Source organism: Bradyrhizobium sp. SK17 (assembly GCF_002831585.1).
Lineage (GTDB): Bacteria > Pseudomonadota > Alphaproteobacteria > Rhizobiales > Xanthobacteraceae > Bradyrhizobium.
Window position 1 is genome coordinate 7,214,363 of record NZ_CP025113.1, and the last position, 21,110, is coordinate 7,235,472.

The window sequence follows — 21,110 nt, forward strand, 5'->3', positions numbered from 1 at the left end:
ACCCCATCTCCGCCGCATTCAGGCCCAAGGTTAACCAAATTGCGACAGCGAAAACGGTCTTCGGCGAGCGCGCATCTGACCACCGAAAGAATAATTAATCATTTAAAATCAGTTGGTTGTTGACCCAACGAAACCGCCTCTGCGCCTAAAGGAGAAGGCCCCGGCGGTTCCCCGCCGAGGCCTTCTTCATCGCCAAGGTTGTAACAAACTTCAGTTGGCCTGACGGCGCAGGAAGGCCGGGATATCAAGATGGTCATCGCCCTGTGGCGCCGGGGCAACAGGTACTGGACGGCCATGGGCGTCCAATCCCTGCGGAGCTGGGCGCTTCGCATATTCGGATACCGGCGATTCGTTCGCCGAGATCTGCTGAGCGACGCTGCGGGCCTGCTTGCGCTCGGGCAGCGGCGGCATCGAGGGCATCGCCGGGCCGGAAGCACGGGCCGCGATCGGCGGCTCGGTCTCCTCGTCACGACGGCCGAGACCGACATTGGCCAACCGCTGCAGCAGCGACAGCCGGGTCTTCTGCGGGTGCTCGGCCTCGCCGTCATGGGCCTGACGGATCTCGGCCTGTGCCGGCATCGGCAGGTCCTCGAATTTCGGCATCCGCGGGGCGCGCACCGGCGACCGCTCGGCTGCCTGCGGGATGAAGGTCTCGGGCGGCATCGGCTCGTGCTGCTCGGCCCGGGTTGCCTCGTGGTCCGGGAACAGCGTGGGCTTCTGGGCGATCGGTCGCACGGTGACGTCACCGTAGGAGGCCGGCTGCATCGACGCCTGAGCAACCGGTGCACTGTCCGGGGCAACGGCGGCGGCGATCGCGGCGAGCGCGGCGCGCTCGACGGCGGGACGCTGCTGGGGTGCGGCGGCAATCGGCGCAACCGTCACGCCGGTCGGCGGCTCGAGCTTCTGGGCACGCTCGGCCATGCGCTGGTTGTCGGCACGCAGGCGGGCGGTGAGATCGGCCAGCCGGCTCTCCGGCGAGCCGCCCTGTTGCTGGGCGGGCGCCTGGGCACGGGACGCGATCGCGGCCTGCTCGATGCCGGTTGCGACCACCGAGACGCGGATGATGCCGTCGAGCGATTCGTCGAAGGTGGCGCCGACGATGATGTTGGCGTCGGCATCGACCTCTTCACGGATGCGGGTCGCGGCTTCGTCGACCTCGAACAGGGTGAGGTCCTTGCCGCCGGTGATCGAGATCAGAAGGCCGCGGGCGCCCTTCATCGACGAGTCGTCGATCAGCGGGTTGGCGATCGCAGCTTCGGCGGCGGTCAGCGCGCGCTTCTCGCCGGTGGCCTCGCCGGTGCCCATCATCGCCTTGCCCATTTCCCGCATCACGGCGCGGACGTCGGCGAAGTCGAGGTTGATCAGGCCTTCCTTGACCATCAGGTCGGTGATGCAGGCAACGCCCGAGTACAGCACCTGGTCGGCCATCGCGAACGCGTCGGCGAAGGTGGTCTTCTCGTTGGCGACCCGGAACAGGTTCTGGTTCGGAATGATCAGCAGCGTGTCGACCACCTTGTGGAGCTCGGAGATACCGTGCTCGGCGGTGCGCATCCGGCGCTGACCTTCGAAGTGGAACGGCTTGGTGACCACACCGACGGTGAGGATCCCCATCTCGCGGGCAGCCTTGGCGATCACGGGCGCAGCACCGGTGCCGGTGCCGCCGCCCATGCCGGCGGTGACGAACACCATGTTGGCGCCGGTGAGATGATCGCGCAGCTCGTCCATCACCTCCTGCGCGGCCGCGGCGCCGACATCGGGCTGCGAACCGGCGCCGAGGCCCTGGGTGACCTGGGTGCCCATCTGGATGATGCGCTGCGCCTTCGACATGGTCAGCGCCTGCGCGTCGGTGTTGGCGACGACGAAGTCGACGCCCTGCAACCCGGCGGTGATCATGTTGTTGACGGCATTACCACCCGCGCCGCCGACGCCGAAGACGGTGATCCGTGGTTTCAGCTCGCTGATGTCAGGGGGTGTCAGATTGAGTGCCATGGTTGCCTCTCTCGATTATGCGCGCGTTGGTTCGTCCCGGCCGCTGGCCGCGGGAGCTGGTGAAAATGCAGTGAGCCGGGGTGCGGTCATCAGAAGCCCTCGCGAAGCCATCGTCCGACCTTTCCGAAGTAACCGTCTGTCCCTGTCCTGAGCTGCCGCGTGCGCCGCGGTTCGACATGTTCAAGGTGAGCGTATTGCGGATAGACCAACAGGCCAGTGGGCACCGAGAACGAGGCGCCCTTCGCCTCGTTCGGCAGCCGGCCAAAGCCGAGCGGGCGGCCGATGCGGACCTGACGGTTCAGGATACGGGTGGCGAGCTCGACGGTGCCGGTGAGCTGCGAGGCGCCGCCGGTCAGCACGACGCGCGCCCTCGGCTCTGCCGCGAAGGGGGAATCCGCGAGCCGGTCACGGATCATTTCAAAAATCTCCTCGGCGCGATGCCGGACAATGTTCGCGATCGTGGCGCGGGACACGATTTGCGGAGTCTCCCGATCATCGCCTGCAGTGGGAACGGACATCAGCTCGCGCGAGTCCGAACCGCCGGTCAGCACCGTGCCATATAACGTCTTGATTCGCTCGGCATCCGCAATGCACGCGCCGATGCCGCGCGCAAGATCCATCGTGATGTGTTGCCCGCCGAGCGCAAATCCCGATGCGTGCACGAGACGGCCGCCGGAATAGGTCGCAAGCGTCGTCGATCCCGCGCCCATCTCGACGACGGCGGCGCCGAGATCGGCCTCGTCGTCGGTGAGCACCGACAGGCCGGCGACGTAGGGGCTCGATGCCATGGCTTCGACGTTGAGATGGCAGCGCTCGACCACCAGCATCAGGTTCTTGGCGACCGTCGCGTCCGACGTCACCACGTTCATGTCGACGCCGAATTGGCGCGCCACCATGCCCCGGGGATCGCGGATGCCCTTGACGCCGTCGAGCGCGTAGCCGACCGGCAAAGCGTGCAACACGGTGCGGCCGGCGCCGGCAGCGTGGCGCATGCCGGCCGAGGTGACCCGGCTGATATCGTCGGAGGTGACCGAGCCGCCGCGGATATCGGCCGCGGCTTCAACCAGTTGCCCATGCTGCCTGCCACCGGAGACCGACAGCAGCACGGACTCGACACGGACCTTGGCCATGCGCTCGGCCAGCGCCACGGCATGGCGTACGGCCTTCTCGCATTCGGCGAGATCGACCACCGAGCCGGCCTTGACGCCGCGCGACTGGATCTGGCTGTAGCCGATCAATTCCACCGCATGGGTGCGGCCGCGCAGCGCTTCGTTCGGCGGCGACGGCCTGAGCCGCGCGATCATGCAGGCGATCTTGCTGGAGCCGACGTCGAGCGAAGCCACCATCGCGGTGCGCTTCTGCATCGGGCGGGTCTTCGGGGTCAGGTTGCGATCAAGACCGGTCATGCGGCGTCCCCGGCCTTCTTCTTGGACTTCTTGTCCTTGAACTGCTCGTCGCGCGCCTTGCCGGCGTCCTCGGACAATTGCACGATCAGCCGATCGGGCAACCGCATGTCGACGGCGACGATGTCGCGCGAGAACAGCTTCTCGTCCTTGTCGAGCTTGGAGAGCGCGGCGAGCGCGTTGCCGACGTCGTTCTCGGGCAGGCGAACATCCAGGCCGTCCTTGAGCCGCAAATTCCAGCGCCGCTCACCGACGAAGATCGCGGCCTTGGTCACCGAACGCACCTGCGGGTAACGGTCGAGCAGCGCCAGGAAGTCGTGGGCGCGCGTATCGGCGCCCTTGCCCACCACCAGCGGCAGGGTGAGGAAGCGGCGCGACACGTAGGGCTCGAGCACCGCGCCGTCGGAGGCGATCACCGACAGGCGGCCGTCCTGCTGCCACAGCGCGAAGGCGGTGCGCTCGACGATGTCGATCTGCAACCGGCCCGGGTAGAGCTTGAGGATCGTGGCATCCGCGATCCAGGGATTGGCCTTCAGCTTGGCGCGCACCGTGTCGGCGTCGAGGAACAGCAGCGAGGAGCGGCCATTGACGCCGCCAATCGCAAGCACCTCGTCCTGGCTCAGCTGCTTGCGGCCGTTGATGCCGACGGTGGTGATGCGGAAACCCGCGGTATTGGCGAGCGCGTTGCGGGTGTCGCTCAGTGCCGTGGTGAATTCCTCGACATGGCCGCCGCGGACGATGCCGAAGCCCAGGCTGCCGAACAGGATCGCGAGCGTCGCGACCAGGCCGATGCGGCGCGGCAGATAGCGCTCGACCATCAGGATGTAGCGGTTCGGCGGCTCGCGATCGATCACCGGCGGCCGCTTGGCGGGACGGCGGCGGCGGCGTGCGAGATGGGCGCCGACATACTCGCGCAACAGCACCGCCGCTCCAATAGCGGCTGCTTTCAGGTCAGCTTGAGGCCCCAGCGATCGCACCGATCGGGTGAGGCGTCCTGCACCGTCCATTGCACGAACTCGTCACATGTTGTGCCCGCGAAACCCCCGCGGGTCCCGGCACAATCACGTCTCGGCAAAACCGGGTGGGATTAGAGTGGCCCCCTGTTCCCTGGTTGCGATCCTCGAAGCGGTAATCCGCGACAGCTCACGCCCCGGCAGCCAAGCGCTACATGCGCCGCCAGCGTTAACCTTCGGGCTTCCTGGTAAACAAACGGTAAATGACTTCGGCCTGGAGCGTGTTTTGATCAACGCTGTGAGTACTTTGCCGCGAACTCGTTAGCATTTTAGCAACAGCGCCCGGGTTCCATCCGGCCGGGCCGGCCCGGTTCCCACCGCACCAGCCTACCGTCGGACGCGGCGGCGAGCGAGCTCGATCTGGTCATTGAGGAAGTCGGCAAAGGCAATGCCCTGTGCTTTCAAGGCCTTAGGGTACAGGGATGCCGCGGTCAGCCCCGGCAGCGTGTTGGTCTCGAGATAGACCGGGCCATTGGCCGAGACGATGAAGTCGCTGCGCGAGTAGCCGCCGCACGACAACGCGCGGTGCGCCCGCAGCGCATGGTCCATGATCGCGGCGGTGATGTCGGGCGCGAAACGGCCGGGGCAGATCTCCTGGGTCGACTTCAGAAGGTATTTGGCTGTGTAGTCGAACGCGCCTTCCCCCGGCACGATCTCGATCGGCGGCAGCGCGAACACCGCACCGTCGGATTGCTCGAGCACGCCGCAGGTCGCCTCCACGCCCGACACGAACGGCTCGATCAGATACTCCTCGTGCCTGGCGGCGTTGCGCACCGCGACGAGATCCTGCTTCGCGTTGACGAAGATCAGCCCGTAGCTCGATCCATCCTTCGCGGGTTTTGCGATCAGCTTGCCGTATTGGGCAAAGGCGTCGTCGATCTGCTCGACGCCGATGCCCTGCGGCGCGTTGAGGCCGGCGATCGCGGCGAAGCGCTTCGCCGACGGCTTGTCGAACGCCAGATGCGACGACGCCGAGCCGGAGCCGGTGAACGCGACGCCGCGCATCTCGCACATCGCCTGCAATTCGCCATTCTCGGCGCGGCCGCCATGCAGGCCGAACACCAGCACCCGCTGCTCGGCACCCGCCTTGTCGAGCGCCTGCTCGAGCGTGATGCCGCTTCCGTCCGGCTTGAAGTCGACCTCGAACGGCCGCGCATGGCCGAGCAACTTCTCCGACGTCACCGCGTGCACGGTGTCGTCGACGTCCCAGAACCAGAGCTCGGCGTCGGGCAGTGCGCGGTGCAGCGCCTGCGTGCTCGCCACCGAGACCAACCGCTCCTTGTTGGTGCCGCCGAACAGAATGGTCACCTGCATGTTCTTTTGCCTGTCTTCGCTATCTCCGTCATTCCGGGGCTCGCGAAGCGAGAGCCCGGAATCCATACTCACGATCGTGGTTATGGATTGCGGGCCTGGCCCTTCGGGCCATCCCGGAATGACGACTACGATGAATTCCCGATCCGCTTGATTTCCCAGTGCAGCTCGATGCCGCTGGTTTGCTTGACCCGTTCACGCACCGTCTCGCCAAGGGTTTCGATATCGTGCCCGGTGGCGTTGCCGGTGTTGATCAGGAAGTTGCAGTGCAGCTCCGACACCTGGGCGCCGCCGACCTTGAGGCCGCGGCAACCAGCGGCGTCAATCAGTTTCCAAGCGCTGTTGCCGGGCGGATTCTTGAAGGTCGAGCCGCCGGTCTTTTCGCGGATCGGCTGCGCGGTCTCGCGATGGGTCTGCACCTCGTTCATACGGACGCGGATCGCATCCGGATCGGTGTTACTGCCGCGGAAGCGCGCCGAGGTGAACACAACAGACGGATCGACGCCGCTGTTGCGATAAACGAACTTCATGTCGGCATTGCCGAACACACGCTTGGTGCCGTCGCGGCCGATGCCGGTCGCCTCCACCAGGACGTCCTTGGTCTCGCCGCCATTGGCGCCGGCGTTCATGCGCAGCGCGCCGCCGACCGTGCCGGGAATGCCGAAGAAGAACTCCATGCCGCCGATGCCAGCCGACGCGGCCGTCTCCGCCACGCGCTTGTCGAGTGCGGCGGCACCAGCGGTAACGACATCACCGTCCGCGCCGGTCTCGCCGAACGCGCGCGGCGCGAGCCGGATCACGACCCCAGGCATGCCGCCGTCGCGCACGATCAGATTGGAGCCGACGCCGACGACATAGACCGGCAGCTCCTGCGGCAGGCGCTTCAGGAAGTAGGCGAGATCATCCTCATCGGCCGGCGTGAACAGCACCTGCGCCGGACCGCCGACGCGAAACCAGGTCAGTTCGGCCATCGACTGGTTGGCGAGCAGCCGCCCGCGCAGCTCCGGCATCGCGGCTTTCAGGTCGGGCGTGATGTCGGGGAAGGTCATGTCGCGGCAACCGACGCAGGAGCAGGATTGAGATCGCAACGCGTTACGTACTCGGCCGGCGCCCGGGGCTTACCCCTCTCCCCAACCCTCCCCCGCAAGGGGGGAGGGAGCCTGGCGATCGTGCTCACCTCACGTCGCGCTACGGCCTTGCTCTGACTCGATGCATAAGTCAGGGAGGCACTGACGGACGGGTTCCCTCCCCCCTTGCGGGGGAGAGTTAGGGAGAGTGGTGAGCCGCACGGGCGGTGCTGATCGCGAGCGAGCAACACCATCAGCCCAGCCCCTTCAATTCGCCCGGCAAGGCGTAGGCCCATTGCGTGATGTTGCCGGCGCCGAGGCAGACCACGAGGTCGCCGGACTTGGCAAGGCCGTGCACGATCTTGGCGAGTTCGCCGGCGTTCGGCAGCGGGACAACGTTGCGATGACCGTGGGCGCGCAGGCCGGCGGCGAAGTGGTCGCGGTCGATGCCCGGGATCGGCGCCTCGCCGGCCGCATAGACCTCCGCCACCACGACGGCGTCGGCATCGTTGAAGCAGGTACAGAATTCCTCGAACAACGATTGCAGGCGGGTGTAGCGATGCGGCTGCACCACGGCGATGATCTTGCCGTTGGTGGATTCGCGGGCGGCCTTCAGCACGGCCGCGATCTCGACCGGGTGATGGCCGTAATCGTCGATCACGGTGACGCCGTTGGTCTCGCCGGTCTTGGTGAAGCGCCGCTTGACGCCGCCGAAGCCGGCCATCGCCTGGCGGATGATGTCGTCGGACACGCCAAGCTCATGCGCGACCGCGATCGCCGCGGTTGCGTTGGATGCATTATGCCGTCCCGGCATCGGCAGCATGATGTCGGCAATCTCATGCGTCGCGCTGGTCTTGCGATCGCGGATCGCCACCTTGAATTTCGAGCCGCCGCCCATCGGCGTGAGGTCCAGCAGCTGCGCATCGGCCTGCGGGTTCTGTCCGTAGGTGATGATGCGGCGATCCTCGATCCTGCCGACCAGCGCCTGCACCACGGGGTGATCGGTGCACATCACGGCGAAGCCGTAGAACGGAACGTTCTCGACGAAATTGCGGAATGCATCCTGGATCGCCTCGAAGGTCTTGAAGTGATCGAGGTGCTCGGGGTCGATGTTGGTGACGATCACGACATCGGACGGCAGCTTCAGGAAGGTGCCGTCGCTCTCATCGGCTTCGACCACCATCCAGTCGCCGGCCCCAAGCCGCGCATTGGAACCATAGGCATTGATGATGCCGCCATTGATCACGGTCGGATCGAGCCCGCCGGCGTCGAGCAAGGTCGCCACCATCGTCGTCGTCGTGGTCTTGCCATGGGTGCCGGCGATCGCGACGCAGCTTTTCAGCCGCATCAATTCCGCCAGCATCTCGGCGCGCCGCACCACCGGGACGCGCCGCGCGCGCGCCGCCATCAATTCGGGATTGTCGCGCTTGATCGCGGTCGAGACCACGACGACCGCGGCGCCGTCGACATTCTCGGCGGCGTGGCCGACCGAAACCTTGGCGCCCTTCTTGCGCAGCCGGTCGAGATTGTAATTGTCCGACGCGTCCGAGCCCTGCACGGTGTAGCCGAGATTGATCAGCACCTCGGCGATGCCGCTCATGCCGATGCCGCCGATCCCGACGAAATGAATGGGTCCGATCTCGCGCGGCAGTCTCATGATCCGGTTCCTGATCTCATCGTCTGCCCAATGCGGGCTTCACCACGGGGCGATCGATCCAGCTTCTTCGCGCGGCTCAAATCGGCAGCGCAGACCACTGGATGCCCCGCTTTTCCCATGCGTGACAAGGGCTTTTTCCGGTCTTCGGCCGCGGAAATGTCGCTGTTGTCAGCTACCGGCCAATGGTCGCGATCCGACATCAGGAGCATCCTCGCCGCCTATGCCGCTCCCGGCCGCGCAGCGCGCGCCGCGGCCTCGTCCTGCATCTCGATGACGCGAAGATAGTTGCGCAGCCGGTTGGTCTCGAGCACGCGCAGCAGCTTGTTCTGGTGATAGGGCAGCACGAGTTCGGCGAGCGGCCCACTCCAGGCGGCGTTCATGTCGAACAGCACGCCGAGACCGAACACGGCCGGGATCTCGGCGAAGCCGAACTCCCTGCCCTGCGCGAGCTGCTCGGCCAGGAAGTCGTCGATCGCCGTCATCACGCCATTACGCGCGCCGCCGGAGACGTTGGCGAATGCGGCAAGGCCCCCGCCGCGAAATCCGCGGCCCTCGACCAGCGCGGGGCGGTCCAGCACTGCACCCGCATCGAAACTGTGCGGATGGCGATACTCAGCCGGAATCTGTTCGGGCGCATAATACATGTCGCGCCGCCCGCAGGGCCAGCCGACATCGTGCAGGAACGCCAGCACCGGCTTGCCGACGCGGCGGCTGATCGCCTCGATCTGCCGCAGCTCATGATAGACGGTGTACCAGTTGTGGTCGCCATCGACGATCCAGGCATCGGGTGCATCCAGTTCGCCGAATGCTTCGAGACTGGTCTTTGCAACGTGACGCACATCCGGACTGGTCGCCACCCAATCGAGGAATTCGCGCTTCGGCGCGGGATCGACGCTGGTGAGCTGGCCGCCGCGGATGCGGCAGTGATCGGCGAGCAGCGCCGACATGCCGCCATACTCCGCACCGATCTCGACGATGTCGCGCGCATCCGCGAGGCGCAACGCCTCAAGGATCAGATCCGAGAATTCAGAGACGGAGTGAATCAACAGGCCCGTCATGCTCGAGTCTCCCCCGGCGTCCTGCCGGATTGGCACATCAAATCCCGGCCACCTTCGCGACCAGGTCGGCGAGCCGCTCGGCGGCGTCGAGCCGTCCGACACCGCGCGCGGCCTCCGCCATCGCGGTCAGCCTCTGGGGCTCGGCGGCGAAGGCCGAGATCTCGCTCGCCAGCCGTTCCGGCGTGAAGTCGCTCTGCTTGATACGCAGCGCGCCATTCGCCTGCGAGAGCACGCCGGCATTGGCGAACTGGTCCTGATCGATCGCACCCGGCAGCGGCACCAGGATCGACGGACGCCCGATCGCGGCGAGCTCGGCGACGGTGCCGGCGCCGGAGCGCGAGATCACGAGCTGGCTCGAGGCCAGCCGCGCCGGCAGATCGGCGAAGAACGGCGCGAGCTCGGCGTTGATCTTGAGGCGGTCGTAGACCGCGCGCACCCGCGCCATGTCCTCTTCGCGCACCTGCTGGGTGACGATCAGCCGGCTCCATAATGCAGGTTCGAGCTGCTCGATCGCAGGCGGCACGATATCGCTCATCACCCGCGCGCCCTGGCTGCCGCCGACGACGAGCAGGCGCAACTGCCAGTCGACCTCGGGCGGCGTGTATTTCACTGCGGCGGCGGCCAGGATCGCCGGCCGCATCGGCGTGCCGACGGTGGTCGCCTTGCCGGCCAGCGCCGGATCGCGATCGAGCACACCGGGCAGCGAGGTCGCGATCGCATTGACGCGGCCGGAGAGGAAGCGGTTGGCGCGGCCGAGCACCGCATTGGCATCATGGATGATGCAGGGAACGCCGAGCAGACGCGCCGCCATCAGCGGCGGCAGGGTCGGGTAGCCGCCGAAGCCGACGACGGCCGCAGGCTTCAGCCGACGCACCAGGTTGGCGGCCACCAGCGTGCCGTAGCCGAGCATCAGCACGGTTTGTGCAAGCGAGATCGGGTTGCGGCTGCGCACGGTGGCGCTCGGCACCAGATCGATGCTGTCCCGGCCGAACAGGCCGGAATAGCGCAGCGCGCGGCCGTCGGTCGCGAGCCGGACACGCAGGCCGCGCCTGATCAGCTCCACGGCGAGCGCTTCGGCCGGGAACAAATGGCCGCCGGTGCCGCCGGCCGCCAGCAGAATCAGGGGCGCGTTGTCCATGGTTTCCAGATAACCGACGCCGCAGTCACAGTCACCTACGCGTAGGCGCGCTGCGTGCTGGCACCCTCCATCGATTCGATCTCGGTGCGCGGCCGCTGCCGCGTCAGCGCCAGCATCATGCCGACGCCATAGGCGAGCGAGACGAATGACGAGCCGCCATAGGAGATGAACGGCAGCGTCATGCCCTTGGCCGGGATCAGTTGCAGATTGACCGCCATGTTGATCGTCGCCTGCACGCCGAACAGGATCGCAAGCCCCGAAGCCGCGAAGCGCGAGAACATGTCCTCGGTGGCGTAGGCGCGGGTCAGCGTGCGGATCACGATGAAGCCGAACAGCGCGACCAGCATCAGGCAGAGGATGATGCCGAACTCCTCCGCCGCGACCGCGAACACGAAGTCGGTGTGGCTGTCCGGCAGGCTGCGTTTGGCGATGCCCTCGCCCGGCCCGAGCCCGAACCAACCGCCGTTCCAGAACGCCTCCATCGCGGTGTCGACCTGGAAGGTGTCGCCGGAGGCCGGATTCATGAAGCGCTTGATGCGGCCGGCAACGTGCGGCACCAGCAGATAGGCGCCGAACAGTCCGGCGCCGGCGGCGCCGGCGAGGCCGAACACCCAGATCATCCGCATGCCCGCGATGAAGAACAGCGCGCCCCACACGGTGAGGATCAGCATGGTCTGGCCGAAGTCGGGCTCCATCACCAGCAGCGTCACCAGCATCATCAACAGCACCAGCGCCATCGAGGTCGCCGGCATTTCCGGCCGCTTGGTCGATTCCGCGAACAGCCACGCCGCCACGATGACGAAGGACGGCTTGGCGGCTTCGGAGGCCTGGATGTTGACGCCGAGCAGCGTGATCCAACGACGCGAGCCCTTGACCTCGGGCCCGACCAGTAGCGTCAGCACGATCAGCGCGATCGAGACCACGAACACGATCAGCGCGGTGCGCCGGATCTGCCGCGGCGTCATGAACGACACCCCGATCAGCACGATCAGCGACGGCACCAGGAACATGACGTGGCGGTTGAAGAAGTGGAACGGATCGAGCCCGATCCGGGTCGCGACCGGCGGGCTCGCCGCCAGCGACAGGATGACGCCAGCCAGCATCAACGCGGCGATCGCCAACAGCAGCAGTTTGTCGACGGTCCACCACCAGTCCGAGAACGGGGTGCGTTGGTCACGGGCGAGCATGGGCGTCCCCAGATGGCAGAGATAACGTCCATTCGTGGCGCAGGATGGTTTCCAAGGGGTTAACGGGTTGGGTAACTTTTGAGGGAGAGCTTTGGAAGTCGCGGCGCGCGACATCGCCGTCATTCCGGGGCTCGCGAAGCGGGAGCCCGCAATCCGTTCGGCCGCAGGATGTGTGGTTCAATGGATTCCGGGCTCGTGCTGCGGACGCCCCGGAATGACGGCGGCGCGACATTGGCGCAACGCCGGTCACACCACCGGCTTGACGCCGGGCAGCGCCTGGACGATGTCGCGGAAGGCGGTGCCGCGGATTTCGAAATTGCGGTACTGGTCGAACGAGGCGCAGGCCGGTGACAGCAGCACGACGGCTTCCGCGAGCCCCGATGCTTCGGCATCGCGCGCGGCGCTGGCGATCGCGACGTCGAGCGTGCCGGACATCTCATGCGGGACGCGCTCGCCGAGCGTGCCGGAGAATTCAGCCGCCGCCTCGCCGATCAGATAGGCCTTGCGGATACGCGGGAAATATTCCGATAGGCCGGTGATGCCGCCGGCCTTCGGCTTGCCGCCGGCGATCCAGTAGATGTCGGCAAACGACGACAGCGCATGCGCGGCCGCGTCCGCGTTGGTGCCCTTGGAGTCGTTGACGAACAGCACGTGGCCACGACGGCCGACCTGCTCCATGCGATGCGCCAGGCCCGGGAAGCTGCGCAGGCCGTTCTGCAACACGTCGGTGGCGATGCCCATCGCCAGCGCGCAGGCCGCGGCGCAGGCAGCATTCTGCGCATTGTGCAGGCCGCGCAACGAGCCGATGCCGCCGAGACGCGCGATCTCGCTGCGCGCCGCGCCCTGTGCGCGCACGATCGTCTCGTGCTCGACATAGAGACCGTCCGGCAGCGGGTTCTTCACGGAGATGCGCACCACGCGCTTGCCGGCGCGATCCAACCGGTCGGCGATGTTGCGGCACCAGATGTCGTCGACGCCGGTGATCGCAGTGCCGCCCTGCTGGACGCCCGCGACCAGCCGCTCCTTGACGGCCGCGTAATGCTCCAGCGTGCCGTGGCGATCGATGTGATCCTCGCTGATGTTGATCAGGATGCCGACCGAGGGATCGAGCGACGGCGCAAGGTCGATCTGGTAGGACGACATCTCGATGACGTGGACCCGGCCCATCCGCGGCGGCTCCAGCGACAGGATCGCGGTGCCGATATTGCCGCCCATCTGGGTGTCGTAGCCGGCCACCTTCATCAGATGCGCGATCAAGGCCGTCGTGGTCGACTTGCCGTTGGTGCCGGTGATGGCGACGAACGGCGCGTTCGGCGCGTGACGGCGCCGCTCGCGGCAGAACAGTTCGACGTCGCCGATCACCTCGCATCCCACCTCGCGCGCTTTCAGCACGCTCCAGTGCGGCGCCGGATGGGTCAGTGGCGCGCCCGGAGTCAGGATCAGCGCGGCGAAATTCACCCATGACACGGTACGCAGGTCGGCGGTGGTGAAGCCGGCCTGCGCCGCCCTGGCGACATTATCCGCATTGTCGTCGGCTGCGATTACTTCCGCGCCGCCGGCCTTCAGCGCATGGCAGCTCGCGAGGCCGGAGCCGCCGAGCCCGAACACCGCGACCGTCTTGCCAGCGAAGGAGGTGACCGGGATCATGATCGAGCTCAGCGCAGCTTGAGGGTGGAGAGGCCGGCCAGCGCCAGCATCACCGAGATGATCCAGAACCGGATCACGATCTGCGGCTCGGTCCAGCCCTTCTGCTCGAAATGATGGTGCAGCGGCGCCATCCGGAACACGCGTTTTCCGGTGAGCTTGAACGAGGCGACCTGCACGATCACCGACACGGCCTCCAGCACGAACAGGCCACCGATCACCGCGAGCACGATCTCGTGCTTCACCGCGACCGCGGTGGCGCCCAGCATGCCGCCGAGCGCGAGCGAGCCGGTGTCGCCCATGAAGATCGAGGCAGGCGGCGCGTTGAACCAGAGGAAGCCGAGACCCGCCCCCAACACCGCGCCGCACAGCACCGCCAGTTCGCCGGTGCCAGCGACGTAATTGATCTGGAGATAGTCTGAAAACACCGCGTTGCCGGTGAGATACGAGATCATGCCGAAGCTCGCGGCAGCGATCATGACGGGCACGATCGCAAGACCGTCGAGGCCGTCGGTCAGGTTCACGGCGTTGCCGGCGCCGACCATCACGAAGGCGCCGAAGATCACGAAGAACCAGCCGAAGTTGATGACGAGGTCCTTGAAGAAGGGAATCACGAGCGAGGTCGAGGACACGTCGCGGCCGAGCCGGACCAGCGCGTAGGTGGCGGCGAGCCCGATCGCCGCCTCGATCAGCAGGCGGAGCTTGCCGGCGAAGCCGGAGTGTGACTGCTTTGTGACCTTCAGATAATCGTCATAGAAGCCGACGAAGCCGAAGCCGAGCGTCACCGCCAGCACGATCCAGACATAGGGATTGAGCGGATTGGCCCACAGCAGCGTCGAGACCACGAGGCCGGACAGGATCATCAGCCCGCCCATGGTGGGCGTGCCCTTCTTGGAGATCAGATGCGACTGCGGCCCGTCGGCGCGGATCGGCTGGCCCTTGCCCTGCCGAAGCCGCAGGTGATCGATGATCCAGGGCCCGAACAGGAACACGAACAGCGCGCCGGTCACCATCGCGCCGCCGGTGCGGAAGGTGATGTAGCGGAACACGTTCAGCGCGCTGCGGAATGCCCCAAACCCCGGAACGGTGTTGGACAGTTCGATCAACCAGTAGAACATTCAAAGGGTCCTATACCGCTTCGTGCGCGGCCTTGTCGGGGAAGCGTTTTTCCAGCGCGCTGACAATGAGCTTCATCTTCGATCCCAGCGAGCCCTTCACCATGATCACGTCACCGGCACGGACCGCGGCGACCGCCTGCGCTTCGAGCGCCGCCGAGCTCTCGGCATAGCCTCCCCGCTTGCCGGTGGAAAGGGCATCCCACAGATTCCGCATCAGCGGACCACAACAATATACGAGGTCGATGCGGTTGGCGGTCACGGCTTCGTTGAGGCCGCGGTGCAGGTCGGGCCCGGTCGGCCCGAGCTCGAGCATGTCGCCGAGCACGGCGATCCGGCGGCCATGCGGCCCGACCTTGGCCTGGCCGAGCACGTTGAGCGCGGCCGCCATCGAGGCCGGATTGGCGTTGTAGCTCTCGTCGATCAGCGTCGCCTCACCATGGCCGACCTCGACCGTGCGGCGGAGGCCGCGGCCAGTCGGTGCCTCGAGCAGCGACAGCGACAGCGCCGCGCGCGCGAGATCGGCGCCGAGCAGCGAAGCGCCGGCCAGCACCGCGAGCGAGTTCATCGCCATGTGGCGGCCGGGCATGCCGATCTTGTAGGTGATGTCGTGGTCCAGAATATCCGCATGCACCGCCGAGCAGGTCGCGTGCAGCGAGAGGTCGAGCAGCCGTGCCTCGGCGCGCTTGTCGGTACCGAAAGAGACAATGCGCGAGATGCCGGCTTTCCCGGCCTTCTTTTGCAGCCGCGCGAACTGGCCGTTGTCGCGGTTGAGCACGACGGCGCCATCGGGCTCGAGCCCTGCGAAGATCTCCGCCTTGGCGTCGGCGATCGCCTCGATGCCGGAGAAGAACTCCAGATGCACCGGCTCGATCGTGGTGATGATGGCGACATGCGGCCGCACCATCTTCACCAGCGGCGTGATCTCGCCGGCATGGTTCATGCCGATCTCGAACACCGCGAAACGCGTGCTCGCCGGGCAGCGCGCCAGCGACAGCGGCACGCCCCAATGATTGTTGAACGACGCCACCGAGGCATGGGTTTCGCCCTGCGCCGACAGCACGCGGCGCAGCGCCTCCTTGGTCGAGGTCTTGCCGACCGAGCCGGTGACCGCGATGATCTGGGCCTTGAGCCGCGCACGCGAGGCATGGGCGAGTTCGACCAGGCCGGCGAGCACGTCGTCGACCACCAGCAGCGGCGCGTCGGCGGGAAACTTTTCACGTTGCGCGGTCTCGACCACGGCGAGGCCAGCGCCGGCTTTCAGCGCGGCCTCGACGAAGGCGTGGCCGTCATGGACGTCGCCCTTGATCGCAAAATACGCTTCGCCCGCGGCGATGGTGCGGCTGTCGATCGAAAGACCGGTGACGCCATCCGGCAGCGCGCCTTGCGGCGCGGCGCGCATTGCGGTCGCCATCGCATCCGAGGTCCACAACATCGTGCTCATGCGCCCTCCTCGGCCAACGCCTTCGCGACTGCTTCGTGATCGCTGAACGGCAGCGTCGTGCCGCCGACGATCTGCCCGATCTCGTGGCCCTTGCCGGCCACGACCAGCGCATCGCCCGGTGCAAGGCCGGCGATGCCGACGCGGATTGCCTCGGCGCGGTCGCCGATCTCGCGCGCGCCCTTCGCGGTGGCCATGATCGCGGCGCGGATCACCTCGGGCTTCTCGCTGCGCGGATTGTCGTCGGTGACGATGATGTGATCGGCATTCTCGGCGGCAATCGCGCCCATGATCGGGCGCTTGCCGGCGTCGCGGTCGCCGCCAGCGCCGAAGATCACGACCAGCCTGCGCTTCGCATAGGGCCGCAGCGCCTGCAACGCCTTGGCGAGCGCATCGGGCTTGTGGGCGTAGTCGACGAAGATCGGCGCGCCATTGTGCTCGCCGACCAGTTCGAGCCGACCCTTGGCGCCTTCGAGATGTTCGAGACAGCCGAAAACGTCATCGGCGGCGCTGCCGGTGCCGATCGCGAGCCCCGCCGCGACCAGCGCGTTCTCGATCTGGAATTCGCCGACCAACGGCAGCCGGATCGCATGATTGCGTCCGCGATGCGCGATTGCGAGCTTCTGCGCGAAGCCCTCGATGGTGGCCTCAGTGAGCTTGATGCCCTCGCTCGCATCGGCGTTGCGGCCGACCGTGATGATCCGCAGGCCGCGGGCGCGCGCCGCATCGATCACTTCAGCCGAGCAATCATGATCCGCCGAGATCACCGCCGCGCCACCGGGCGTGACGAGGTCGCGGAACAGGCGGAGCTTGGCGTTGAGATAGTGCGCGACGTCGGGATGATAATCCATGTGATCGCGCGACAGGTTGGTGAAGCCGCCGGCCTGGATGCGCACGCCATCGAGACGATATTGGTCGAGGCCGTGCGAGGAGGCCTCGAACGCAAGATGGGTGACGCCATCGCCCGCGATCTCGTCGAGTTGGCGATGCAGCGCAATCGGATCCGGCGTGGTCAGCGAACCGTAGATGGTGCGCTTGTCCGAGACCAGACCGATGGTACCGATGCTCGCGGAAGCATGGCCGAGCCGTTGCCAGATCTGACGCGTGAAGGCCGCGACCGAGGTCTTGCCGCTGGTGCCGGTCACCGCCGCGATCGTCGCGGGCTGGCGCGGGTAGAATGTCGCGGCCGCGAGCGCCAGCGCACGGCGCGGATTGGGCGTGACGACGAATGGAACGCGAAGCGGCGCCTGCGGCGGATGGTCGCCCGCGACCGCGACCGCGCCGGCATCGATCGCCGCGTCGACGAAGCGCGCGCCGTCGGTCTTGCTGCCGGTCAATGCGAAGAACAGGTCGCCCGGCTTCACCGCACGGCTGTCGACCGCAAGCCCGCCGACCACAACGGTGTCGGCATTCGGATCGATCGTGGCGTCAGCGCCGAAGAGGTCGCGAAGTCTCATGATCTTCCAGTCTGGCCGGCGCCGTTCTGGCGCCGCACGATCTATCCGGAAAACCGCTGCACACTTTCCGGATCATGCTGTGAACATACGCCTTACTGGGTTGTTCTGGATGCCGCAAGAATAAGGCGGTCGGACGGCGGCAGATCGAATCGCGGCTCGACGCCCAAAAGCGGCGCAATTCGGGCGATCACGTTGCCGCCGGTCGGCACCGCGTTCCAGCCTGAAGTGATGAAACCGTAGGTCTCCTTCAGGGGCTGCGGTTCGTCCAGCATGATCAGGAGCTGGTATTTCGGATTGTCGGCAGGCAGGATCGCGGTGAACGCGTTCAACACGCGCTTCTTGGCGTAGCGGCCGTTGACCACCTTTTCGGCGGTGCCGGTCTTGCCACCGATATAGTAGCCCTTGACGTCGGCCTTCTTGGCGGTGCCGACCTCGGCATTGAGCCGCATCAGGTAGCGCATCTTGTCCGAGGTCTCGGGCTTGATGACGCGCTTGGCCAGCGCCATCGCCTCCTGCTCGGTACGTTTCAGGAAGGTCGGCGGGATCAGGTAGCCGCCATTGACCAGCGCGTCGATGCCCATCACCGCCTGCAACGGCGCGACTGCGATGCCGTGGCCGAACGAGATGGTGACGGTGTTCAGTTCGCCCCACCTCTTCGGCACGATCGGCGAGGCGCTCTCCGGCAATTCGGTGCGCAGCCGCTCGAGCTGCCCCATCTTGCGCAGGAAGGCCTTGTGCGCGTCGACGCCCATCGCCAGCGCAATGCGCCCGGCGCCGATGTTGGAGGAATAGTAGAACACCTCCTTCATGTTGATCATGCGGCCGAGATTGTGATCGTCATGGATCGCGAACTTGCCGTAATGCAGCGGGCCCCGCGCGTCCCACATCGAGTTGAGGTCGAACCGGCCGCTATCCAGCGCCATCGCCAGCGTGAATGCTTTGAAGGTCGAGCCCATCTCGTAGACGCCAGTGGTCAGGCGGTTGATGCGGTCCGGATCGTGCGCTTCCTTCGGATTGTTCGGATCGAAATCCGGCAGCGACACCATCGCGACGATCTCGCCGGTGCGCACATTGGAGACGAGACCCGAAGCCGCTTTGGCCTTGAACTTCTCCTTCGCCTTGATCAGTTCGTCGCGCAGTGCATGCTCGACGCGGAGATCGACCGACAGCTCCACCGGCTTCTGCAGGCGGTCGGTGGCGAAGCCCGCGCGATGCAGATCGGCCAGACCGTTATTGTCCAGCCACTTCTCCATGCCGGCGATGCCCTGGTTGTCGATGTTGACCAGGCCGATCAGGTGGGCGACCTCGTTGCCGGTCGGATAGACGCGCTTGTTCTCGCGCAGGAAGCCAACGCCGGGCAGGCCGAGGCGGTGGATGTCGAGCTGCTGCTTCGGCGTGATCTCGCGCTTCAGCCAGACGAAGCCTTTGCGCGACGACAGCCGGTCGCGCACCTCGCTGGTGTCGAGATCGGGCAACGCCCCGGTCAAAAGCTCGATCGCTTCGTCCTTGTCGATCAGGCGGCGCGGCTCGGCGAACAGGCTCGGCGCCTTGACGTCGGTGGCGAGGATCGCGCCGTTGCGGTCGGTGATGTCGGGCCGCGCGGTCGCGATGGCGTCCTGCGACGCGGCGCGCCGCGCGCTATGGCTGTCGGCACCGATGGCGAACAGCACCAGCCGCCCGGCCAGCACGCAATAGACCGCCGCGAAGGCAAGGATCGCAAGCCCGACGCGCGCGCGCGCCTTGGCCGCACGGTCGACATTGCTGCCGTACAGCAGCGTGCGGATCAGCCGCTGGCTCCAGGGCTCGATCGGTTTCGCGGCCGGATTGTTGGCGGGGGCCGCCGGATCGGTCATGGCTGGTCCCGTCATTGCTGATCTCCCCCGCCCTGTTCGGATTCGTCGGGCGCAGGCTGCTCGGCGGCCGGCTGATCGGTCGGCGCCTTGTCGATCGATCCTGTCGTGCTGTCGGGCGCGGCGGCGGCCTCGATGGTGTCGATCATCGCGCCGATCGGATCACGCGAGCCCGGCCGCGTGAAGCTCGGCGGCCGTTCGGGCAGGTTCTTCAGGGAATCGTACTGGTTGGCGTTGATCGGCTTCAGCGGCAGATGCCGCTCGGCAAGTCCTTGCAACCTGAGCGGCGCATCGAGCTTGGCCCATTCAGCGCGCAGAGTGGCGATCGCGTTGCGCTGCTCGCGGATCTCGGCATTGAGTTGCAGCACACGTTCGACGCGCGCGGTCGATTCCATCTTGATGCGATAGACATAGGACGCCGCGAAGATCAGCATGCCGATGACGAGGAGATGGAGAAGGCGCATCGTCAGCCTCCCCGCTTCAGGTCGGAGAGCCGCGGCCACGACGGCAAGTCGTCGTCCGCATGCATCGGCGCTGCGGTGCGTTCGGCGGCACGCAGTTTTGCGGAGCGCGCGCGCGGATTGGCCGCGATCTCGGCGTCGCCGGGCACGACCGGTCGCTTGGTCAGGATCTGGAAACTCGGGGCGGACTGCGCGACCTCGGGCAGATGCCGCGAGCCGCCGGCAACCTTGCCGCGCTCGGCGAGGAAATTCTTGACGATGCGGTCTTCCAGCGAATGGAACGAGACCACGACGAGCCGGCCGCCCGGCTTCAGCACGCGCTCGGCGGCGGCCAGCGCCAGATAGAGCTCGTCGAGTTCCTCATTGACGAAGATGCGCAGCGCCTGAAAGGTCCGGGTCGCCGGATGGATCTCGTTCGGCTTGGCGCGCACCACTTTCGCGACGAGTTCGGCCAACGCCTCCGTCGTCGTGATCGGCGCATCCTTGCGTGCGGCGACGATGGCGCGGGCGACGCCGCGCGAGTGGCGCTCCTCGCCGAAGATATAGATGATGTCGGCGAGTTCCTTCTCGGAGGCGGTCGCGACCACATCGGCTGCGGTCGGGCCGCTCTGCCCCATCCGCATGTCGAGCGGTCCACCCAGCCGAAACGAAAAGCCGCGCTCGCCCTGATCGAGTTGCATCGAGGAGACGCCGACATCCATCACGACGCCGTCGACCGCATCCGCGCCCTGCGCGGCACAGACCTCGGCAAGATTGGAGAAGCGGTCCTCGACCAGCGTAAGCCGGCCGCCCGCGCCGTCGACCAGATCGAAGCCGCGCGTGATCGCGGTGCGGTCGCGGTCGATGCCGATCACGCGGGTATCGGCGACGTCGAGAATCATCCGGCTGTAGCCGCCGGCACCGAAGGTGGCATCGACATAAATGCCGCCGGCGCGCGGCGCGAGATATGCCACCGCCTCGTGGCCGAGCACCGAAATGTGACGCGACGCACGCTCGTTCATGCGCCGTCCCCGGGCGGGACCGCGTGACTGGTATGCAAGCTGGCTGCGCGCCGACTCATTGCGCCTCGAATCCTCGCGCCTTGCCCGACCATCGCTGCGAAAGCGTTGCTGCGTGATGCCAGCGCCAACTCCCGTCCCCGGTCGCAAATCCTGATATCCGACCGGAATTGGGAGGGTTTCCATGGGATTTCGCGCAAGCAGCGGAGCCTTGGCCGTCCCCCGAAACCGGTTCGGCACTTCACCCTCAGTAACGGCACTTAGCGTTAAGAAAACGTTGATGATCGGTTAGCGCGATGGCGCGCCTTTGATGCGTATTCG

17 protein-coding genes are annotated in these 21,110 nt (G+C 66.6%); all 17 read right to left on the reverse strand.

Features of this window, described 5'->3' with window-relative positions; translation table 11 throughout:
* Window positions 1–210: 210 nt before the first annotated feature.
* Window positions 211–1,989, reverse strand: coding sequence for a cell division protein FtsZ (gene ftsZ, locus CWS35_RS33540; protein WP_100955497.1), 1,779 nt, complete (start codon window positions 1,987–1,989; stop codon window positions 211–213).
* Between the two features lie 89 nt (window positions 1,990–2,078).
* The gene (ftsA, locus tag CWS35_RS33545) at window positions 2,079–3,395 is read right to left on the reverse strand and encodes a cell division protein FtsA (protein WP_024580059.1); all 1,317 of its coding nucleotides are present in this window, start codon (window positions 3,393–3,395) and stop codon (window positions 2,079–2,081) included.
* The gene (locus tag CWS35_RS33550) at window positions 3,392–4,399 is read right to left on the reverse strand and encodes a cell division protein FtsQ/DivIB (RefSeq protein WP_100955498.1); all 1,008 of its coding nucleotides are present in this window, start codon (window positions 4,397–4,399) and stop codon (window positions 3,392–3,394) included. Before CWS35_RS33550 ends, ftsA begins: the two co-directional genes overlap by 4 nt.
* 333 nt (window positions 4,400–4,732) lie before the next feature.
* The gene (locus CWS35_RS33555; protein ID WP_100955499.1) at window positions 4,733–5,719 is read right to left on the reverse strand and encodes a D-alanine--D-alanine ligase; all 987 of its coding nucleotides are present in this window, start codon (window positions 5,717–5,719) and stop codon (window positions 4,733–4,735) included.
* Between the two features lie 125 nt (window positions 5,720–5,844).
* A complete protein-coding gene (murB, locus tag CWS35_RS33560) occupies window positions 5,845–6,765 on the reverse strand; it encodes a UDP-N-acetylmuramate dehydrogenase (RefSeq protein WP_100955500.1) in 921 nt (306 codons plus the stop codon).
* Window positions 6,766–7,036: 271 nt separating this feature from the next.
* Complete coding sequence (gene murC / locus CWS35_RS33570; RefSeq protein ID WP_100955501.1) at window positions 7,037–8,440, reverse strand: UDP-N-acetylmuramate--L-alanine ligase; 1,404 nt, start codon at window positions 8,438–8,440, stop codon at window positions 7,037–7,039.
* Entirely contained in the window at window positions 8,437–8,640 is a 204-nt protein-coding gene (locus tag CWS35_RS39270) for a hypothetical protein (RefSeq protein WP_157817307.1), read from the reverse strand. The genes murC and CWS35_RS39270 overlap by 4 nt, the downstream gene beginning before the upstream one ends.
* Window positions 8,641–8,658: 18 nt before the next feature.
* Window positions 8,659–9,498: a class I SAM-dependent methyltransferase gene (locus tag CWS35_RS33575; RefSeq protein WP_100955502.1), complete on the reverse strand. Its 840-nt coding sequence runs from the start codon at window positions 9,496–9,498 to the stop codon at window positions 8,659–8,661.
* 37 nt (window positions 9,499–9,535) lie between these two features.
* The gene (gene murG, locus CWS35_RS33580) at window positions 9,536–10,636 is read right to left on the reverse strand and encodes an undecaprenyldiphospho-muramoylpentapeptide beta-N-acetylglucosaminyltransferase (protein ID WP_100955503.1); all 1,101 of its coding nucleotides are present in this window, start codon (window positions 10,634–10,636) and stop codon (window positions 9,536–9,538) included.
* Window positions 10,637–10,671: 35 nt separating this feature from the next.
* Window positions 10,672–11,823, reverse strand: a complete 1,152-nt coding sequence (gene ftsW, locus CWS35_RS33585; RefSeq protein WP_100955504.1) for a putative lipid II flippase FtsW — start codon at window positions 11,821–11,823, stop codon at window positions 10,672–10,674.
* A gap of 246 nt (window positions 11,824–12,069) precedes the next feature.
* The gene (gene murD, locus CWS35_RS33590; RefSeq protein WP_100955505.1) at window positions 12,070–13,470 is read right to left on the reverse strand and encodes a UDP-N-acetylmuramoyl-L-alanine--D-glutamate ligase; all 1,401 of its coding nucleotides are present in this window, start codon (window positions 13,468–13,470) and stop codon (window positions 12,070–12,072) included.
* An 8-nt stretch (window positions 13,471–13,478) separates the two neighbouring features.
* Window positions 13,479–14,585, reverse strand: a complete 1,107-nt coding sequence (gene mraY / locus CWS35_RS33595; RefSeq protein ID WP_024580049.1) for a phospho-N-acetylmuramoyl-pentapeptide-transferase — start codon at window positions 14,583–14,585, stop codon at window positions 13,479–13,481.
* A gap of 10 nt (window positions 14,586–14,595) precedes the next feature.
* The gene (locus CWS35_RS33600) at window positions 14,596–16,026 is read right to left on the reverse strand and encodes a UDP-N-acetylmuramoylalanyl-D-glutamyl-2,6-diaminopimelate--D-alanyl-D-alanine ligase (protein ID WP_100955506.1); all 1,431 of its coding nucleotides are present in this window, start codon (window positions 16,024–16,026) and stop codon (window positions 14,596–14,598) included.
* A complete protein-coding gene (locus CWS35_RS33605) occupies window positions 16,023–17,480 on the reverse strand; it encodes a UDP-N-acetylmuramoyl-L-alanyl-D-glutamate--2,6-diaminopimelate ligase (protein ID WP_100955507.1) in 1,458 nt (485 codons plus the stop codon). The genes CWS35_RS33600 and CWS35_RS33605 overlap by 4 nt, the downstream gene beginning before the upstream one ends.
* Before the next feature lie 92 nt (window positions 17,481–17,572).
* Entirely contained in the window at window positions 17,573–19,333 is a 1,761-nt protein-coding gene (locus CWS35_RS33610) for a penicillin-binding protein 2 (RefSeq protein WP_024580046.1), read from the reverse strand.
* A gap of 11 nt (window positions 19,334–19,344) precedes the next feature.
* Window positions 19,345–19,794, reverse strand: a complete 450-nt coding sequence (locus CWS35_RS33615) for a hypothetical protein (protein ID WP_024580045.1) — start codon at window positions 19,792–19,794, stop codon at window positions 19,345–19,347.
* 2 nt (window positions 19,795–19,796) lie between these two features.
* Window positions 19,797–20,792 carry a 16S rRNA (cytosine(1402)-N(4))-methyltransferase RsmH gene (gene rsmH, locus CWS35_RS33620; protein WP_100955508.1) on the reverse strand — a complete coding sequence of 332 codons (996 nt, stop codon included), beginning with the start codon at window positions 20,790–20,792 and terminating at the stop codon, window positions 19,797–19,799.
* Between the last annotated feature and the right edge of the window lie 318 nt (window positions 20,793–21,110).

Excerpts from the sequence above, each read along its gene's own strand:
- murD (WP_100955505.1), bottom strand. The coding sequence starts at position 13,470 with ATGATCCCGGTCACCTCCTTCGCTGGCAAGACGGTCGCGGTGTTCGGG.
- CWS35_RS33610 (WP_024580046.1), bottom strand. The coding sequence starts at position 19,333 with ATGACCGATCCGGCGGCCCCCGCCAACAATCCGGCCGCGAAACCGATC.
- CWS35_RS33550 (WP_100955498.1), bottom strand. The coding sequence starts at position 4,399 with ATGGACGGTGCAGGACGCCTCACCCGATCGGTGCGATCGCTGGGGCCT.
- murG (WP_100955503.1), bottom strand. The coding sequence starts at position 10,636 with ATGGACAACGCGCCCCTGATTCTGCTGGCGGCCGGCGGCACCGGCGGC.
- ftsA (WP_024580059.1), bottom strand. The coding sequence starts at position 3,395 with ATGACCGGTCTTGATCGCAACCTGACCCCGAAGACCCGCCCGATGCAG.
- murB (WP_100955500.1), bottom strand. The coding sequence starts at position 6,765 with ATGACCTTCCCCGACATCACGCCCGACCTGAAAGCCGCGATGCCGGAG.
- mraY (WP_024580049.1), bottom strand. The coding sequence starts at position 14,585 with ATGTTCTACTGGTTGATCGAACTGTCCAACACCGTTCCGGGGTTTGGG.
- CWS35_RS33575 (WP_100955502.1), bottom strand. The coding sequence starts at position 9,498 with ATGACGGGCCTGTTGATTCACTCCGTCTCTGAATTCTCGGATCTGATC.
- CWS35_RS33615 (WP_024580045.1), bottom strand. The coding sequence starts at position 19,794 with ATGCGCCTTCTCCATCTCCTCGTCATCGGCATGCTGATCTTCGCGGCG.
- CWS35_RS39270 (WP_157817307.1), bottom strand. The coding sequence starts at position 8,640 with ATGTCGGATCGCGACCATTGGCCGGTAGCTGACAACAGCGACATTTCC.
- CWS35_RS33555 (WP_100955499.1), bottom strand. The coding sequence starts at position 5,719 with ATGCAGGTGACCATTCTGTTCGGCGGCACCAACAAGGAGCGGTTGGTC.
- CWS35_RS33600 (WP_100955506.1), bottom strand. The coding sequence starts at position 16,026 with ATGAGCACGATGTTGTGGACCTCGGATGCGATGGCGACCGCAATGCGC.
- murC (WP_100955501.1), bottom strand. The coding sequence starts at position 8,440 with ATGAGACTGCCGCGCGAGATCGGACCCATTCATTTCGTCGGGATCGGC.
- CWS35_RS33605 (WP_100955507.1), bottom strand. The coding sequence starts at position 17,480 with ATGAGACTTCGCGACCTCTTCGGCGCTGACGCCACGATCGATCCGAAT.
- rsmH (WP_100955508.1), bottom strand. The coding sequence starts at position 20,792 with ATGAACGAGCGTGCGTCGCGTCACATTTCGGTGCTCGGCCACGAGGCG.
- ftsZ (WP_100955497.1), bottom strand. The coding sequence starts at position 1,989 with ATGGCACTCAATCTGACACCCCCTGACATCAGCGAGCTGAAACCACGG.
- ftsW (WP_100955504.1), bottom strand. The coding sequence starts at position 11,823 with ATGCTCGCCCGTGACCAACGCACCCCGTTCTCGGACTGGTGGTGGACC.